This window comes from Porphyrobacter sp. HT-58-2, assembly GCF_002952215.1.
Taxonomy (GTDB): Bacteria; Pseudomonadota; Alphaproteobacteria; order Sphingomonadales; family Sphingomonadaceae; genus Erythrobacter.
The window spans coordinates 1908261-1926146 of record NZ_CP022600.1 but is presented as its reverse complement, the minus strand read 5'-3'; the positions used below and the strand labels follow the sequence as shown (position 1 = coordinate 1926146).

The following is a 17886-nucleotide window of genomic DNA, read 5'->3' as shown; positions in this document are numbered from 1 at the left end:
CACCTCAAACTGGGGAATTTTCGTTCGGCACTTTTGGGGAGAATACATCCGGCATCGACAGATGCCAAGGGCAAGGCCGATGCTCGGATCGAGCGGCTGCAGGCGATCATCGAAGCGTTCCAGCGGCACCGTTTTGGCCGGAAGTCCGAGCAACTGGACCCCGATCAGTTCGAGCTAGCCCTGGAGGATATCGAGACGGCGCTGGGCAGCGCGCAGGCTGCACGTGATGCCGCGGTGCCCAAGGCCAGGGGCGAACGCCCGCGCAAGACCAACCGCGGATCGCTGCCCGCCCATCTCGAGCGGATCGAGCAGGTCGTCGACGTTGAGGATAAGGCCTGTTCGTGCTGAGGCGGCGCGCTCCACCAGATCGGCGAGGATATCGCCGAACGCCTCGATGTCGTCCCCACCACCTTCCGCGTGCTGGTCACCCGCCGCCCGCGCTATGGCTGCCGCTCGTGCGAGAACGCGGTCGTGCAGGCTCCGGCGCCGGCACGGATCGTCGAAGGCGGCATCCCCACCGAAGCGCTGATCGCGCAGGTGCTGGTCGCCAAGTATGCCGATCACCTGCCGCTCTACCGGCAAGCGCAGATCTATGCCCGGCAGGGCATCCAGCTGGATCGCTCCACCCTTGCAGACTGGGTCGGCAGGGCAGCATGGTATCTGCGCCCCTTGCGCGACCACATCCTCGAGCGATTGCGACGATCAGAGCGATTGTTCGCTGACGAGACCACCGCGCCCGTGCTCGAGCCGGGGCGCAAGCGAACGAAGACCGGCCAGATCTGGGCCTATGCCTGCGATGACCGACCATGGGGTGGCAGCGACCCGCCGCTGGTCGCCTATGTCTATGCCGCCGATCGCAAGGCCGCGCGGCCCGAGATGCATCTTCAAGGCTTTGCGGGCATCCTGCAGGTCGATGGCTATGGCGCTTACACCGCTCTTGCCCGCCGTCATCAGCAGATCCGGCTCGCGTTCTGCTGGGCGCACGTGCGCCGCAAGTTCTACGAGCTGGCCGAGAACTCTCCCGTGGCAGCCGAAGTTCTGCGCCGCATTGCGTCGCTCTACGCCATCGAAGACGAGATCCGCGGCCTATCTGCTGACGCGCGTTGCGACGCCCGCGCCTAGCGCAGCCGTCCGATCGTCGACGACCTCTACAGGTTCCTCGAAGCACGCGGTCGGCAGGTCAGCGCCAAGAGCCGTCTCGGCGAGGCGATCCGCTATACGCTGCCCCGCTGGGACGGTCTCATCCGCTTCCTCGACGATGGCCGCATCGACCTCGACAACAATGCCGTCGAGCGCGCCATCCGCCCGCTGGCTCTCAACCGTAAGAATGCCCTGTTCGCAGGCTCCGACGAGGGCGGCGACAACTGGGCGGTGATCGCCACGCTCATCGAAAACTGCAAACTCACCGGCATCAACCCGCATACTTGGCTGACCGCGACCCTCTCCAGCCTCGCAAACGGTCACCCCGCATCGCGGATCGACGAGCTCCTGCCCCACGCCCAAGTGGCCTGAGAACACCGCTTACTGAGGAACGGCTGCAGATCGTGGCTGAGGCGTTCGCGCCGGGTGCGAGGGTTGCCGATGTCTGCCGCCGCCATGACGTCTCGTCCGGGTTGATCTACACTTGGCGGCGCAAGCTGCTGGATACAGGGGTAGCGCAGGAAGCAGAGCTGCCCGAGGCGCTGCCGGCGGCGGTGTTCGCCGAAGCAGTGGTGGGCGAGGATCCCGCGGCGGCCGCGAGCTGCACCGAGCACCCCGCGATGATCATCGACCTGCCGCGCGGCAAGCGGCTGAGCGTTTTTGCTGCGGCGTCGCCGGCGCTGGTGGCGGCGGCGCTGAAGGCTCTGCGATGATCCCTCCCGGCGCGCGGGTGTGGATCGCGCTGGGCCACACGGATATGAGGAAGGGCATGCAGGGCCTGGCGCTGCTGGTGCAGCAGGGCTTGAAGCGTAATCCCCATGGCGGCGATCTGTTCGTTTTCCGCGGCCGCGCAGGATCGCTGATCAAGATCATCTGGCACGACGGGATCGGCATGTCGCTCTACGCCAAGCGGCTCGAGAAGGGCCGGTTCGTGTGGCCCTCGGCGACTGAGGGAACGGTATCGCTGACCCCCTCGCAGCTGGCCTGCCTGCTGGAGGGGATCGATTGGCGCAACCCGCAGTATACGTGGCGGCCGCAGAGCGCCGGATAATCGTCGAAGAGGCGCATTTTGCCCTTGCGGCAGAGGGTGGAACATGATTCCATCCCTCCTATGGAAGCCGTCATCTCGCCCCTTCCGAACGACGTTGAAGCGCTCAAGGCGCTGCTAGTTTCCGCGCTCCAGAAGGCTGAAGAAGCAGAGGCCAAGCTGGCGGTCTGGCGCTACGACTACAACAACGTCAGACCGCACTCATCTCTGGGGAACCGAACGCCGGCACAAGCGCGCCGGGCGTTCCTGCAAGATGGAAGCGTCCCACCCGGCGCGCTTGTGCCGGCGGGCGTGCACGAATATCAAACCGGCAGACTCTCGTTATGACCGCGGGATCAGCGGGGGGCAGGTCACAGTGCACGTGCGGCAGGAGCTCGTCGATATCCTTGCCCGCATTGCCGATCACCCGGCAAGCCAGCTCGACCAGCTCCTGCCGTGGAACTGGGGGCCGGACGCCGCAGCGCTCGCAGCATAAACCCGGCCTACGCTCCGGTCGGGATCAGACCGCGGCCTTCATGGGCCGTTGCGGCAAATGGAGCGTTGGCCAGCACCTGTGCCATCACACCCGCCACTGCTGCAGTATAGCGTGCCATTGTCCCTGCATCTATGGTCGGATGGATCAGGAACATGATGCTGGTTTTCCCGAGCAGCCTTGCGACCGGCAGTCGCTCAGCGGGACGCCAGCCGGACCCATCAAAGGCTTTCTCAAGATAGACTTCGGAGCAGCTACCCTGATAGGCAGGAAACCCTGCCGCCTCAATCGCCCTGACAATGGCATCGCGATCCCATCCTGCGGGTAGCCGCTCGGGCCGAAGATAGGCATATAACTTGTAATTTGCGTGGCGACACCCCTTAGCCGCATCGCATCTCGGACAGCCGCTGCACCGAAGCGTCGGCAACCGCAAAAATCCGTTCGGGCCAGCAAATGGCGCCAAACCGGCGGTAAGCATCGCCGCATTCGCTTCCCGCGCCGCCGTCCATTCCGCCATCCTTCTCAATTGGATGCGGCCAATCGCCGCCTGCATTTCCATCATTCGCCAATTGGTGCCGATGCTTTCATGCACCCAACGAAACCCCGGCGGATGCGCGCGTTCATACACGGCGTCCCAGCTCTTGCCGTGGTCCTTAAACGACCACATACGCGACCAGAGATCTCGGTCATTAAGCGTAACCATCCCACCTTCCCCACCGGTGGTCATGATCTTGTCCTGACAAAAGGACCAGGCGCCAACGTCACCGATACTGCCAACGCTACGCCCCTTGTATCGGGCGCCGTGAGCCTGCGCACAATCTTCGATGACCTTAATGCCCAATGGACGGGCGAGATCCATGATCGGATCCATGTCGACCGGCCATCCTGCAAGATGCACCGGAATAATCGCCTTAGTCCGTGCCGTCAGGACCGGCGCGATGGTCGCAGCCGAAATATTGCCACTGTCGGCATCGACATCCGAGAACACCGGTATGGCGCCGGCATTCACCACGCAGCTGACTGACGCCAAGAACGTGCGCGGTGTCACGATCACTTCGTCCTCAGCGCTCCCGCCATATGCGGCGCCGATGCCGAGCCCCTGCAAGGCGAGATCGAGCGCGACTGTTCCGTTGGCCAGCGCGATGGCGTGCTCTGTTCCAGCCCAGGCGGCAAATTCGCGCTCGAAAGCACGGCATTCCTGACCGGTCCAGTAATTAACCCGATTGGAACGCAGCACTGCGGTAACGGCGGCCACCTCTTCCTCGGTAAAACTTGGCCAGACGGGTAGTGCGGTATTGAGCATGTCATTCCTTTACCAGCGGGCGGGCAGGATTGCCAACGACGGTTACGCCCGGCGCCACATCCTTCGTCACGACTGCGCCCATGCCGATAACCGCACCCGCACCAATTGTCAGCGGCTTCTCGGGCGTGCCCTGCCGCAAGATCGCGCCGGTACCGATATAGGCATGATCGTGAATGTGGACATTGCCGTTGCATTTCACACCAGGCGCAAAAGTCACGAAATCACCGATCTCGCAATCATGCGCGACATAGCTATAAATGTTGGCATGAAAACAACGGCCAATGCTGATGTTGCCGGTCAAGCAGACAAAAGGCTGCAATATGGCGCCTTCGCCCGCCTTCACCTCGTCACCGACAAACACATTTGCCGCGCAGATATCAAATTGCGAAACACCCGCTTCACGGCAACGCCCTGCCAGCTTTTCACGCACCTTGGCGTCCGCAATGGCAATCGTCACCAAGCGTTCATCGGCGGGCAGGCTGCAAAAGTCGGTAAAGGTGACTACCTGATGACCGTTCGACATGGCAGCAGCCAGACTGTCGTCGATAAACACTAATTCTGCGCCTTGCTCCGCGCATTGAAGGCGGGCAACCGCCATGACTTCGCGGCCAAAGCCGCTTGCGCCATAGATCCCGATCAGCTTTGTCATGTCTCTCCCCCTGTAAATCGCGGCATGGTTGCTTCTCCGGCGGCGCTGATGCCATCGCGCCGGACGACTTTCAGCACCGTCAGCACGAGGATGCGGATGTCGAGCCAAAGGCTTCTGTTGTCGACATACCATGTGTCCAGCGCGAACCTCTCGGGCCAGCTGATCGCGTTGCGGCCATTGACCTGCGCCCAGCCTGTAATCCCTGGCCGAACGTCATTCCGCCGCGCCTGCTCGGGTGTGTAAAGCGGAAGGTAATCCATCAATAGCGGGCGCGGTCCGACCAAACTCATGTCCCCGCGCAGGACGTTCCACAGCGCGGGCAGCTCATCAATGCTGGTCGCCCGCAGCGTGACGCCCAGACGCGTGAGCCGGTCCGCATCGGCGAGCGGTGTGCCGTTTGCGTCGTGCGCATCGCGCATGGTTCGGAATTTCACCATCGTGAAAGGGCGTCCGCTTAACCCCGGACGTACCTGCCGGAACAGCACCGGGCGGCCCATGTTGCGGGCAATCAGCACCGCTGCTACCAGCATCACGGGTGACAGCAGTATGAGCCCGATCAGAGCACCGACGATGTCGATCAGCCGTTTCATGTAGCACTGGTTCGGGGAACGCGCATTACTGACCTGAACACGTTATCAAAGGCTGCCACCCCGTGATCGAGGCTCAGATGGGTATCATAATATCGCCGGCCCGCCTCTCCCATCGCAGCCCTCCGTTCTGCTGGCATATCCGCGAGCGTCTCGATCGCGCTCGCCAATGCTTCGGCAGCTTCGGACGGGACAACCAATCCGGCCGCCGCAGCCGTCGTGATTTCAGCCGCGTCGCCAGCGACACCCATGATCATGGGCCGGCCGGCCGCCAGATAAGCCTGCATTTTGGACGGGATAGTGATGGCGAATAATGGATCATCCCGCAAATGCACGAGCAAAGCGTCAGCCGCCGCGAGATAGGCGCCGACTTCGGCCATAGGCACGGCTGGCAGAAAATGAACGTTGCTGAGCCCCTCAGCGCTCGTTCGGGCCTGCAATCGTGGCACTTCCAGCCCGCCGCCGAGCAAGATGACCGCGATATCAGGCCTGACGTTCCGCAACAGCGTCGCCGCATCGAGCACGGTATCCAGCTTTTGCGCACGCCCCATATTGCCAGCAAACAACAGGCGGAACCGCCCCGGCAAATCAGGCACCGGGCCACTTGCGGCGGCGCTGCCGATGGCCGCCTCGTCCGCCCAGTTGGGGATGACGCTGATCTTGGCTTTCGGGACGCCGCGCTCAATCAGCAGACGCCGGAAACCCGGAGATAGCACGACAATGTGGTTGACGCGCCGATAAAGCCAGCGGCATAGCGCACCAATCACACGCAAAGCCCGGGCGTTGGCGATCATGCCGGTCGCCGCAAGCGTGTCGGGCCACATATCCTGGATATCGATAACGGTCGGCGTCCGGCGGAAGAATTTTGCTCCCACAGCCGCGAGACCCACTGTGAGCGGCGGGTGATAGACATATACAATATCCGCCCGCCGCGCAACGAAAGTGAGATACAGCCAGGCGGTCAGAAAAAAGGTGACATAGTTGAGCACACGGCCAACCGCGCCTGCGTCATGACTTGGATAGAGCGCTAACCTAGTTACGGCGATGCCACCGACAGTCGTGCGCTGCATCGGGCGGATCTTGTAACCGGGAAAGACCTTGCCGCCCGGATAATTGGGAAAGCCTGTCACGACTTCGACGTCATAGCCGCGCGCCAAAAGCGCTCGAGCAAACACCAGACCCTTGAAAGTCGGCTCAGGATCGAACCATTGCGTCAGGAGGATAAGCCGGGGGGCCTGACGCCAGCCGTCGGCGGCAGCAGCGGCCATGGTCATGTCAGATCATTCTCCCTGATTCCATCCCAGCCATTCGAAAGCCGCGCCGTTCCGAGCATCAGGTTGACGACGCGTTCCGACGTATTTGTGATGGTATAGTCCAACGGCACCGGCTGCGGCAGGCCGGCGGCAGCACGTTCAGCAAAGCCCGCGGTTGCGGCAGCCACGCCATCGAGGATGGCGGCGGGGATCAGGCCTGTCACAATGATGCAGCCGACATCCATGGCCTCGGGCCGCTCAACGGCATCACGCGGCGTGATTGCGGGGAACCCCAGCATCGACGATTCCTCCGCGATGGTTCCGCTGTCCGAAATCGCACAATATGCGTGCATTTGCAGATGATTATAATCATGGAAGCCAAATGGCGGCAAATAGCGTACGCGCGCATCCATAGTCACGCGGTCCAGCCGTTCCAGACGCAGCCGGGTGCGAGGGTGAGTCGATACGATGACCGGCTTGTCATAATGCTCCGCGAGTGTGTTCAGCGTTTCCACCAAAGACGTCAGGCGCGCTGAGTTATCGACATTCTCCTCGCGGTGCAGCGAAACAATGAAATAGCCGCGCGCAGCCAAATCGAGGCGCGCCAGAATATCCGAAGCATCGATCTGAGCGCGATAATGATCCAACACTTCGCGCATCGGTGAGCCAGTCAGATAAATCCGACGATGTGGCAAACCTTCGGCCAACAGATGCCGGCGAGCATGCTCGGTATAAACGAGGCTGAAGTCAGCGATATGATCGACCAACTTCCGGTTGGTCTCCTCCGGCACGTTGCGGTCAAAAGAACGGTTACCCGCCTCCATATGATAGACCGGGATCTTCATCCGGCGCGCGATGATGGCGGCAATCGCGCTGTTGGTGTCCCCGAGCACCAGCACAGCATCGGGTCGTTCGGACGCAATAACCCGCTCGCTCTCGATTAGGATCTTACCGAGCGTTTCCCCCAGCGTCCCACCGCCGCAACCCAGATAATGATCGGGGGCCCTGATACCGAGATCATCAAAAAACACCTGGTTTAAGGCCGAATCATAATTCTGCCCGGTGTGGACGAGTACATGGTCGGTGAACCGGTCCAGCCGCGCCATCGTCCGCGACAGACGGATGATCTCCGGGCGGGTGCCGAGGATGGTCATTACTTTCAAGCGGTTCATCGCAGGACCTTGTCAGCATAAGTGTCAGGATTTAAGGAATCGAACAAATCATGAGTCCAAAAAAGAGTCAAAAGTGGCCCCTCGCCGACATTCTCAATTGAATGGGTATGCAGAGTAGGCATATCGACAGGGGCGGGAGCAGCTCCAGATACGCGGTACTCCCAAACTTCGTCTGACAGAACCTTACGGATACGAATGATGGCCTCTCCTTGTACGACAAGGAAGCGCTCAACTTTGCTCATGTGGAAATGGTCGCCACGAGTTACACCCGGCCTGGTGGTTGACAGGAACACCTGCCCACCGCCACCGCCCTTGATCGCCTCAAAGAGCGTCCCGCGGGCATCAGATATCAACTTGAGAGGGCGCGGAAAACCGGTAGGGTAGAGCGCTGCGCGATATGTGTTGAATAATGCAAGGGTGAAGTCACTGCTAAGGTCGGGAAAAATGTTAGCCATGTAATCGGAGTGAAAACATTTCAGGATTTGATATAATTCACTGACAGCTATGTCATACGATTGCGGACGCACATCAAACATTATGCGATTTTCAACTGCTTCTAGCGCGACATTGGCTACAACCCCAGCGTGAAGAAGCGATACACGTCCATCTGAATTGATGTTCGGTTTTTCGCCTTTTATGACTGCGTTGACAAATGTGGCGGTCACATTATTGTAATTAGGGCGCGCGCCTTCGCCAAAGATATGAGGCAGGATTAGGTTGGTGTACCGGTCCATCGCACCCCTCAGAATTTCCCCTGCACGGCGCTTTGATCGGCCATAAGGGGTGTCTGCATTCGCGTGGATGGTATTTGCATAGACGACATGCGGCCGGGAATCGACCTCCGCGCAGATCTTCACCAACCGGTCAGCGATTGCGGGGTTCGCAGTTTCGACGATATCCTGACGCGCCCGATTGACGCCCGCGAAATGCAAAACCACGTCCGCGTCAGTAATAGCACCACCAAGGGTTTCATCATTATCGAAGTCTGCGTGATTAATTTGAACGAGTTCCCACGGTGCCTCTTCTCCCCTGAAGCGCGCAGCGCAGTTTCTCGCATGAACAGCCGCAGCGGTATGCCAACCGAGCAGGCCACCCGCGCCCGTGATGACGATTTTCATTTGGCGTTTTTCCATGCTTCCAACTCGCTGCAAACTTCGGGTAAAGAAAGTAGAAGGGCCTTCACCTTCTCCACGTCAAGTTGCTCGGTGTTGTGTGAGTGGTAATCTTGGCTTTGCGCGGTTTGATGATTCCCTTTGCTGAAATATGCTTGGTAATTAAGATCTCGGCCATCCATATAAATCCGGTAATAATCGCCCATATCCTCCGACTCGGCGAGTTCCTGAGCGGTTGCGAGCGTTTCATAAAGTTTTTCGGCATGTCGCCAGCCGATCACCTTGATCGGATGCTCCGGCACGCCAAACAAGTCCACAAGAGCCTTTACAAGGTCAGCAATGTTCGAAGCGGCTGCCTTTCGGATAAACAGATCGCCCTGGCGCGCGTGGTTGAAGGCATGATGCACCAAGGCCACTGAATCCCGCAGAGGCATCAGGAAGCGCGTCATGGACGGCTCAGTAATGCTAATCGGCTGTCCAGATTTGATCTGTTGGATGAAAAGCGGGATGACGGAACCGCGCGAACACATCACGTTGCCGTATCGGACCATTGAAATCGTGGTCGTTGCACGAGCACCAAGTGAGCGAGCGGCAGCTTGCCCAAGCTTTTCCATCATCGCCTTAGATACGCCCATGGCGTTAACTGGCTGTACCGCCTTGTCGGTCGAAAGGAGAACCAAAGATTTGACGTTGTTAGCAAGAGCAGCGCGGATCACGTTTTCGGATCCGAGTATGTTTGTGCGCACCGCCTCGATTGGAAAGAACTCACAGGACGGAACTTGCTTGAGTGCCGCAGCATGAAAGACGGATTGGACGCCCGCCATGGCACGCATCACACTATCCTCGTTGCGGATATCTCCGATGAAAAAGCGTACGTTTGGGTTTCGGAGCGTATTACGCAGCATATCCTGCTTTTCTTCGTCTCGACTGAGGATGCGGACCTCCTGATAACCCTTCTCCAGGAGATCCAAAAGCATCGTCTTGCCGAAAGATCCGGTGCCGCCCGTTATTAGGACAGGTTCGTTTACAACTTCCATGATTCACGCCTTCTCGATACAATAGAAAGTCGATTTTTTCAAAACTCTCTGACCAAAAATCAAATTAAAAGTGTCATTATGAGTGACTTTTTCAACAAATCGCTGCATTCACTTTGTCAACAACGAAAGCGAAAGACTCGCAAATGGGACATGGCGATCAGGGGCGAGCCGAAAGTGAAGACATTGACTGAAACGAAAGCTTGCTTTTGACAAGGTGATCCGATTCTCGGCTTTCATCCAAATAGCATTGCATCTGGGCAGTCATTTTGTGGTTCAACACAGTTGAGCCAATGGTCTACGTAACGAAGCCTATCGAGAGAAACAGGCCATTGCCTATCCTGTTAGATTCTGATTGAAAACTATCATGATAGATTTCATACTCTTGCGATACGACGTGCGAAGAGCTGGATCGAGGCGATGAACAGCCAAGCAGTTGCCGAGGCGATGGTCTGCTCGAAGCCCTTGGCGAGGCGTCGGTTGCGACCGAGCCACGCGAAGGCGCGCTCGACCACCCAGCGTCTGGGCAAGACCTTGAAGCCTTTGGTGTAGTCTGACCGCTTGATGATTTCGACTTTCCAATTTTCGATTTTGCGCAGGGCTTGGCGAAGCTTGTCCCCGGCATAGCCGCCATCGGCGAAGACGTGCCGGAGCCAGGGGTGGCGGCGGATGATCTCGGCCAGAACAAGCGGCGCGCCATCGCGGTCCTGCATGTCGGCGGGATGGATCACTGCATGAGCAAGATTGCCATCAATGTCGGTCACGATGTGCCGCTTGCGCCCCTTGATCTTCTTGCCTGCATCGAAGCCCCGCCGCCCGCCGCTATCGGTCGTCTTGACGCTCTCGCTGTCGATCACCCCGGCACTTGGAGAAGCTTCGCGCCCCACGAATTCCCGGCCGATCAGTATCAGGGCGTGAATGAGCGAGAGCCACAGCCCATTATCGCGCCACAGGTAGAACCAACGCCGCACCGTTGAAGCCGGAGGAAAACAGGGCAGCAGCATCCGCCAAGGCAACCCTCCGCGCAATAGATACAGGATTGCCTCGAAGATCCGGAGCAACGGCCATTTGAGCAATCGCTCCACGCGGCAAGGCACCGGAAGCAATGGCTCAAGCAATGCCCATTCGGCATCGGTCAAATCGCTAAGCAAAGCAGGGTCAATGCGGGCATACTACGCCCGGGTGGTGTCAGTCCACATCGTTGAACTCCGGAAGTTTGTTGCAAAACCACGTGAAACAGCGACTTGGGCTCGCGTCAAGCTAATCCACTGACACCACTCAACTTAATTTCGGATCAGACTCAAAGAGTTCGGCATTTGCTTGCCTGCCGCGATGCAATCCCGCTCGACGTCAATTTCGCCACGCCATGCCAAAAGACAATGCTGGCTAGCTCTGCACAATTTGCTCTGCTGATCAGTAAACCCGTTACAATTCATGCCGCCCTTTCCTTGAGACAAGGCGCCGATCGCTCATGAAAAAAACTGGCCCGCCTGTTGGGTACGGATCGATCGTAGAAGCCGATCAATCAGCAGCACAATAGAACTGGACCGGCCAACCTCCAAACCTAACCGACTTACGAGCCGAAACCAAAACTCCGACGAAAGACCTCAAAACAGCACACTCTTCATGCCCTATCTCCATTCGGGGATAATAATATCAAAGCGGAAAGCCAAAATAAACTCGCGGAAGCGGGGTGAAAAAATAGCCCACCAGCGAATAATGAGGGGATTATCAAATTAACAAGAGACCCAGCGGCGATCCTCACCGTTCCACGTGTCTCAAAGGATGTCTGAAGTAGGACTTTCAAGGATTTAAAATACAACCGCATAAGAAAAATCAAACATATTGAACCGCCAAATAATCCAAAAACAATGAAGTTTTCCACGACGAGGTTGTGAGGGTGTGGTATGTCGCTGTAACCAAGACCGCCACTTCCTCCAAAAACGCCTACACCAAAGAGAAGGCGATCACTCCCGTGAAAGGTGAGCGCAATACTCGGAAGCTCCGTCATGCGATCAACCATGCTTTGTAAAAATGAGACGTCGCTCGCGATTCTAGCGTCCGCAGTACCAATAAATGTCTCAAATAGAGTTATCAAAATATTTTGAAGGTATCGATCGAGAAAAATGAATGTGATCATCATAGAAACGACGACCATGATCACAACAACGAGTGCTGTGGATCGCATCACACCTCGGACCCAGATACCCGTGATAAATCCGATAGCCAAAGATAAAATTGCCGCCTTTTGAAGCGAAGCAACAGCGCCTGCAATGATGATGACGAGCAACAACGCCGAAACAGATGTCCGCCTCGGAATAACAAGGGACAAAAACGCACCAGCACCTGCAATGTTACCGAAGGTTGTTAAACTTCCCGCCAATGAACCGAAGCGCTCGAGCCCCGCTCGTTCAAATGATTCCGAGAACCAGCCAATCGGTCCAAAAACGAATTGGAACGGCAGGCTTAAAGCCGATATTACGACAAATGCCAGCCAAGCGCTAAAAAAAAGAGCCGCGGATCGGTGTTCAATTGATGCTATGATTGCAAAAACCAGGGGTGCGATAAAAAAGAAGCGCGCTAGACCAATTGTTGGATCCCCATAGTTCGGGGCCTGCAGCAGAGATACCGAAACAACATATCCCGAAAGAAAGGCTGGCCAAGCAAAATTGGAGAGCGATCTGACAAAGAGGCCACTCCGCACTATTAGATCGAACACAACAGCAGCAGAAGTAATTGCATAAAGGACTAGATAAACAGGCGTGAGATTGCGAAGCATGTGGAGCATCGCAAGAATGAAGAGTGCAAGAATAAAATAGTTTGCTTTTTTGAGCTTACCTTTATTCGCATGATGCTCAATCATCGATACCATCCAGCCGTAGATTCTTCAACTGTGAGCCTATTATCGCGATCGATTGATCCTTGAACATAATAAATACCCATTAAAATTCGATAAAGTTTTGAGCTGTAAAGCAAAGGACAACCATCGGTCTGCTCTAGCAATAGCTCCAGTGGGCGATTAAGTCTGAACCGAAGGCCAATTAGAATCAATATGCGTGTCATTCGGTCCAAAACGGAGCGGTTTGGGAACTCCGCATCCAATTTTTTCAGTGCCATAATGCCAAGGGCGGCCGGTCGATTCACCCGCAAGAGTGTAGTCATTCCGTCCCTTGATGAACGTTTGATCTTCTCGCCATACTGTCTTATTGATGATGTTGTTTCGAAGTGGATGATTTTCGCACTATTCGGCCTGAGGCGATATCCTGCTTCTTGAAGACGCCAACCTAAGTCCTGGTCTTCCGCGCCATAACCAATAAATGACTCGTTTACGGACCCAATATGTTTTAGAAACAAACCCCTCTCAAAACACATGTTCATAACGACGATGGTTCGATAGTCGAGATATTCTAGGCGCTTGACTCCGGCCTTGAAGCCAAAATGCCGCGAGTCTCGAAATCGATAGTAATTGCTTTTATTTATCCATTCAGCTGGATACCGGACTTCACCACAATATATAACTCGTTCGCCCATCGTCCGCAGGCATGAATCTAAATGAGTCTCGACAAAATTATGACTTGGAATACAATCGTCATCTAGGAACACTACGAAGTCTGAGGTCGACTTTGATATCCCAAGGTTCCGTTTCGCTGCTAAGATGTTGCTAGTGTGGTGATATTCGAGTCTATAGGGCATAAGGCTTTTATAATTTTTCATCATTTCAGCCGTGCCGTCGGTACTTTCGCTATCACAGACGATTACGTCAAACGTATTCGCGGGAACTGATTGGAAAGAAAGGGCGTCTAATACTTTCTGAAGAAGATTTTGCCTATTGAACGTTGCTATCGTCACAGAAATTTTCGGCATCGTAATCTCTTTCGAATTGTTAGTTTTCTATTTGGTGGTTGAGCGTCGATTTTAGATCGTTGATCAGCTCGCACTGAGTTGGCTATGTTAACTGCTTGTGCAGAACCGCCTCTGGCACCATGGCTGTCCGAAGGTGGAGTCAAGCGGAACAGGAGGGAGGCCATGCCGACGTGGCCGTTTCCGGAGCCGGAAGTCGATAGCCAAGCACCCCATGCGGCCTGATGTTGTTGTAATGCCGCCGCCAAGCTTCGATCAGGATCCGAGCCTCCGCTAGAGTGTAGAAGATTTCTCCGGTCAAGAGTTCGTCACGCATCGAGCCGTTGAAGCTCTCGCAGTAGCCGTTCTCCCAAGAACTACCAGGTGTGATGATGGGCGTCGTCCCACCGATACTCGACAGCCATTGCTGCACGGCGTTTGCGATAAACTCTGGGCCGTTGCCTGAGCGTATATGTGCCGGCGGGCCGTGCGTGATGAACAACTCAGCCAGTGTTGCCAGAACGTCCTCGCTACGTAACCGTCGCGCTACCTGCAGGGCTAGGCACTCCCGGTTGGCCCGTCGATGATCGTCAGGATGCGGAACTTGAGGCCCTCGTGCGTGCGTCCCTCGACGAAGTCGTAGGACCACACGTGCCCCGGATACTCTGGCCGCAGGCGGATACATGATCCGTCGTTGAGCCAGAGCCTTCCCCGCTTCGATTGCTTCTGCGGCACCTTGAGCCCCTCACAGCGCCAGATGCGTTCCACCCGTTTGCGGTTCACATGCCAGACGGCATCCTCCAGTAAGGCCGTCACCCGGCGATAGCCCTAGTGACCATATTGTCGGGCTAGGGCGATAATGTCTACAGTGAGTGCGGGTTAGTCATCTGCCCCGCGCGGCATCTTTCGCTGTGTCGATCGATGTTGCCCCAGCACGCGGAAGACTCGCCGCTCGGACACCGGCATCACGCCCCGGATATGATCGATGCATCGCCTGCGATGCGCGGGGCTCAGAAGTTTGTGCTTTGCACGCCTTGCGGCTCCCACGAGCAGCTTCCTGCAGGATTAGTTTGTCGAGCGTCAGGTCCGATACCGCCCTGCGTAACCGGGGGTTCTCCTTCTCAAGCCCTTTCATCCGCAGGGCCTGATCCATCTTTAGACCGCCATGTTCCTTGCGCCAGCGGTAGTAGATCTGTTCGGTGACGTCGATCCGGCGCCACGCATCCGCCACCGTTCCGCCCTGCGCCAGCGCGATCTCCGCTCCACGCAACCTGCCGACAATCTCTTCAGGCTTGTGCTTCGTCGCCATTCCATTCCTCCTTCATGACCAATCCTAATATAGAACATCGGTCACTCAGAGCCTGATCCGAAATTAAGTTGAGTGGTGCCAGCGGGTTAGCTTGACGCCAGCCCAAGTCGCTGATTCTGAGGTTTTGCAACAAACTTCCGGAGATCAGCGATGTGGACTGACACCACCCGAGCGCAGTATGCCCGTGCCGACCTGGCTTTGCCAAGCGATTTGACCGACGCCGAATGGGCGCTGCTCGAGCCATTCTTTCCATTGCCTTGCCGTGTGGGACGGCCGCGCAAATGGTCGCTGCGCCGGATTGTCGAGGCGATCCTGTATCTGCTGAGGGGCGGGCTGCCCTGGCGGATGTTGCCGCCGTGCTTTCCTCCAGTCTCGACGGTGAGACGCTGGTTCTACCTGTGGCGCGACAATGGTCTGTGGCTCTCGCTCAATCACGCCCTTCTGCTGATCGGTCGGGAAGCCATCGGGCGCGAAGCCTCACCGAGCGCTGGGGTCATCGACAGCCAGAGCGTCAAGACCACTGAGAGCGGCGGACCGCGGGGCTACGATGCCGGCAAGAAGATCAAGGGCAGAAAGCGTCACATCGTGACCGACACCGAGGGCAATCTGGTCCATGCCGTGGTTCACCCTGCTGACGTGCAGGACCGCGATGGTGCTCCGCTCGTGTTGGCTGAGATCATCCGCCGTCACCCTTGGCTGCGGCACGTCTTCGCCGATGGTGGCTACGCCGGCGACAAGCTGCGCCAGGCGCTGCGCAAGATCGGGAAATGGACGGTCGAAATCATCAAGCGGTCCGACCACGCCAAGGGCTTCGAGGTCTTGCCCAGACGATGGGTGGTCGAACGGACCTTTGCATGGCTCGGCCGCAACCGCCGCCTGGCCAAGGACTTCGAGCAGACCATCGCGTCGGCAACCGCGTGGCTGTTCATTGCCTCGATCCAGCTCTTCGCCCGCCGCATCGCAAGAGCATGAAATCTATCGCGATAGTTTCGAATCAGACTCTCAGAAAGGGACAGGTCAAGGGCCTTGCAATTATCGGGCCTAGGGTGCGAGTGAACATACCTATCCTTCATCGTCCAGTCTCAACTCCGATCTCGCGTTCGGTGATAAACACGGCGCAAAGAATGTCGCAGCGGACTGTTCGCCCTTTTTACCCAAATTTCAAGGAGGTCCGGGTGAACGACATCCATCCAAGTTAGGTTACTTACTTGCTCAACACCGAGCTGATCTAATCTTTGGTGCAATGATGAACCTTCGCGCACGTATAAAAACATGTTCTGCCTATACCAAAAATCAACTTCACCGAGCCCCCAAATTCGGGGTCGGAAAAAATCAAATATAAGGAAATTTCGCGATCTGAACTTTTCACCCCAATAAGACTGGCGCTGTTCGTTCACATGATGAGTACCACCCTGGTGTTCCACCGATGCACCGAATAGAATCACATCAGAGTGACCAATCAAATTTTCCACGAATATATCAGCGGCCGACTCAGGCAGATGCTCAGCCACCTCAACCGAGATTGCGATATCAAACTTTTCGATCGGCGGAAGAATGCGCTCTTCAAGGTTACGAGGGATAAACTGAAAGGTGTTCTGTGAAGCAAGTTCATTTGCATTCCAGTCTCCATCATACCCTAATAGGGTGACCGAACCACTCTGGTAGAACGCCTCTAGCCAGGCACCACGACCACAGCCGAAGTCAACAACCGAGTTGGGAGAATACACCTCATGAAGAATCGATACAACCCGTCGCGCGCTCAAATAAGATCTCTCAAATTGAGATTGATAAAATCCATCGTTGTAAACCGACATTTCAGCGTTCCTTGGAAGAAAATTCAAAGGTCTTGACGGATTTATGAATCAGGTGCGCCGCCAATCCTGCAGACCGAATGCAATGAAACAAAACCAAACTGATCAATATATGCGAAGCCGATGTACGAAACTCGAAAAAAAAGAATGCAATGCTACAAAAAAACGCAAATGCTGTTGATAAGAAAATTGCAAATGCATTCATATTTATTTGTAGATAAGTTGATACCGTAAGAGAAAGTGCTTGAAAAAGGATTGTGAAGATTACAAGAATTGCAAGATAGTTACTATTTTTAACTTCAACTCCGTAAACATTGAAAATGTATTTCGAAAAATTGATAAACGGAATGCTGATGAATGAAACAAAGATTGCGGCAGCAATGCAGCTATATATCAGAATTTTAAATTTTTCTGTATCTTTATTTGATAGATAGATACGTCGCACCATTTCATTATTGAGAATTTGTGGTAAGAAACTGAGGGCAGATACAATTTGCAGGGCCACAGTAAACTCGGCAACCGACAAAAGTCCCTCCGTCCCATCAGCAACGAGGCGCTGGGTAAAAATTATGGTGAGGCAGCTCCCCATTAGCACGGTGAGAATATTCATCGCTCCATAGGTTGGGCTACGAGAGGATTCTGGAGGCATTCCTGTCAGGCACTCTACCTTCGGCGCGCGCCTGAGCGCGGCGATGAAAAACGCAAGACCTGAAACAAAGGAAAGGGCCACCACCGCAGCCATCCAGTAGTCACTGGATATAAGATAGAAAAATGGCGATGCCGAAAGCATTAATGACTGGGCAAGTGATGTATATAATATAGTCTTTAATAGATTTAAAGAATTAGCTAGATAAATCGCAAGAAGTTCCAATGAGATTGATATAGACCAGAATATTATTAATGACGCTTGGAATTCATTATATTCATTTTGTAGTAATATGATTGGATTCATGTAATATAAAGTAAGGAATATAAAAATAAATGCGCAAATTGATTTCTGGATATGCGATATAATTTGTTTAAGGTAGGTATAATTATAGGTACCACCAGGGCGGCCGGATGCTTGCATTGCAATACTGGCCGTAATAAGATAATATCCAATAACTTGGCCTAGTGAAGTTGAAAACCAATATATTGACGAAAAGACTGCAAAGTC

15 protein-coding genes and 3 pseudogenes are annotated in these 17886 nt (G+C 55.5%); 5 read left to right on the top strand and 13 right to left on the bottom strand.

Going from position 1 to position 17886, the window contains the following annotated elements; genetic code table 11:
* The first annotated feature begins 33 nt into the window (after positions 1-33).
* From tnpC to CHX26_RS16285, 4 genes and pseudogenes are all read left to right on the top strand, one after another.
* Positions 34-1512: pseudogene (tnpC, locus tag CHX26_RS09110) on the top strand (IS66 family transposase).
* The gene (gene tnpA, locus CHX26_RS09105) at positions 1470-1853 is read left to right on the top strand and encodes an IS66-like element accessory protein TnpA (RefSeq protein ID WP_335682325.1); all 384 of its coding nucleotides are present in this window, start codon (positions 1470-1472) and stop codon (positions 1851-1853) included. The pseudogene tnpC and the gene tnpA overlap by 43 nt, the downstream one beginning before the upstream one ends.
* A complete protein-coding gene (gene tnpB, locus CHX26_RS09100) occupies positions 1850-2191 on the top strand; it encodes an IS66 family insertion sequence element accessory protein TnpB (protein WP_066772473.1) in 342 nt (113 codons plus the stop codon). Before tnpA ends, tnpB begins: the two co-directional genes overlap by 4 nt.
* A 138-nt stretch (positions 2192-2329) precedes the next feature.
* A pseudogene (locus CHX26_RS16285) lies at positions 2330-2515 on the top strand (integrase core domain-containing protein); the annotation flags it as partial.
* A 155-nt stretch (positions 2516-2670) separates the two neighbouring features.
* Here the strand turns inward: CHX26_RS16285 and CHX26_RS09090 are convergent.
* The 11 genes and pseudogenes from CHX26_RS09090 to CHX26_RS09045 all read right to left on the bottom strand — a co-directional run bounded on the left by CHX26_RS09090 (position 2671) and on the right by CHX26_RS09045 (position 14919).
* Positions 2671-3963 (bottom strand): DegT/DnrJ/EryC1/StrS family aminotransferase, encoded by a 1293-nt coding sequence (locus CHX26_RS09090; RefSeq protein ID WP_104942097.1) that lies wholly within the window; start codon positions 3961-3963, stop codon positions 2671-2673.
* Between the two features lies 1 nt (position 3964).
* The gene (locus tag CHX26_RS09085) at positions 3965-4612 is read right to left on the bottom strand and encodes a NeuD/PglB/VioB family sugar acetyltransferase (RefSeq protein ID WP_104942096.1); all 648 of its coding nucleotides are present in this window, start codon (positions 4610-4612) and stop codon (positions 3965-3967) included.
* A complete protein-coding gene (locus CHX26_RS09080) occupies positions 4609-5202 on the bottom strand; it encodes a sugar transferase (RefSeq protein WP_104942095.1) in 594 nt (197 codons plus the stop codon). Before CHX26_RS09080 ends, CHX26_RS09085 begins: the two co-directional genes overlap by 4 nt.
* Positions 5199-6473: a glycosyltransferase family 4 protein gene (locus tag CHX26_RS09075; RefSeq protein ID WP_104942094.1), complete on the bottom strand. Its 1275-nt coding sequence runs from the start codon at positions 6471-6473 to the stop codon at positions 5199-5201. Before CHX26_RS09075 ends, CHX26_RS09080 begins: the two co-directional genes overlap by 4 nt.
* Complete coding sequence (gene wecB, locus CHX26_RS09070; protein WP_104942093.1) at positions 6470-7624, bottom strand: non-hydrolyzing UDP-N-acetylglucosamine 2-epimerase; 1155 nt, start codon at positions 7622-7624, stop codon at positions 6470-6472. Before wecB ends, CHX26_RS09075 begins: the two co-directional genes overlap by 4 nt.
* The gene (locus CHX26_RS09065) at positions 7621-8742 is read right to left on the bottom strand and encodes a polysaccharide biosynthesis C-terminal domain-containing protein (RefSeq protein ID WP_104942092.1); all 1122 of its coding nucleotides are present in this window, start codon (positions 8740-8742) and stop codon (positions 7621-7623) included. The genes wecB and CHX26_RS09065 overlap by 4 nt, the downstream gene beginning before the upstream one ends.
* Positions 8739-9773, bottom strand: a complete 1035-nt coding sequence (locus tag CHX26_RS09060; RefSeq protein ID WP_104942091.1) for a polysaccharide biosynthesis protein — start codon at positions 9771-9773, stop codon at positions 8739-8741. Before CHX26_RS09060 ends, CHX26_RS09065 begins: the two co-directional genes overlap by 4 nt.
* Positions 9774-10147: 374 nt before the next feature.
* Complete coding sequence (locus tag CHX26_RS09055) at positions 10148-10933, bottom strand: IS5 family transposase (protein ID WP_104942090.1); 786 nt, start codon at positions 10931-10933, stop codon at positions 10148-10150.
* 461 nt (positions 10934-11394) lie between these two features.
* Entirely contained in the window at positions 11395-12642 is a 1248-nt protein-coding gene (locus CHX26_RS15670; RefSeq protein WP_146107697.1) for a hypothetical protein, read from the bottom strand.
* Complete coding sequence (locus CHX26_RS09050; protein ID WP_104942089.1) at positions 12630-13634, bottom strand: glycosyltransferase; 1005 nt, start codon at positions 13632-13634, stop codon at positions 12630-12632. The genes CHX26_RS15670 and CHX26_RS09050 overlap by 13 nt, the downstream gene beginning before the upstream one ends.
* 139 nt (positions 13635-13773) lie before the next feature.
* A pseudogene (locus tag CHX26_RS09045) lies at positions 13774-14919 on the bottom strand (IS3 family transposase).
* A gap of 150 nt (positions 14920-15069) precedes the next feature.
* Here CHX26_RS09045 and CHX26_RS09040 point away from each other — a divergent pair.
* Positions 15070-15891 carry an IS5 family transposase gene (locus tag CHX26_RS09040; RefSeq protein WP_104942088.1) on the top strand — a complete coding sequence of 274 codons (822 nt, stop codon included), beginning with the start codon at positions 15070-15072 and terminating at the stop codon, positions 15889-15891.
* 110 nt (positions 15892-16001) lie between these two features.
* On the opposite strand, the gene CHX26_RS09035 is transcribed toward CHX26_RS09040, so the two are convergent.
* Together CHX26_RS09035 and CHX26_RS15665 are read right to left on the bottom strand one after the other, a co-directional pair.
* Entirely contained in the window at positions 16002-16733 is a 732-nt protein-coding gene (locus CHX26_RS09035; protein WP_104942087.1) for a class I SAM-dependent methyltransferase, read from the bottom strand.
* Between the two features lies 1 nt (position 16734).
* Positions 16735-17682, bottom strand: coding sequence for a hypothetical protein (locus CHX26_RS15665; RefSeq protein WP_146107696.1), 948 nt, complete (start codon positions 17680-17682; stop codon positions 16735-16737).
* Positions 17683-17886 lie beyond the last annotated feature (204 nt).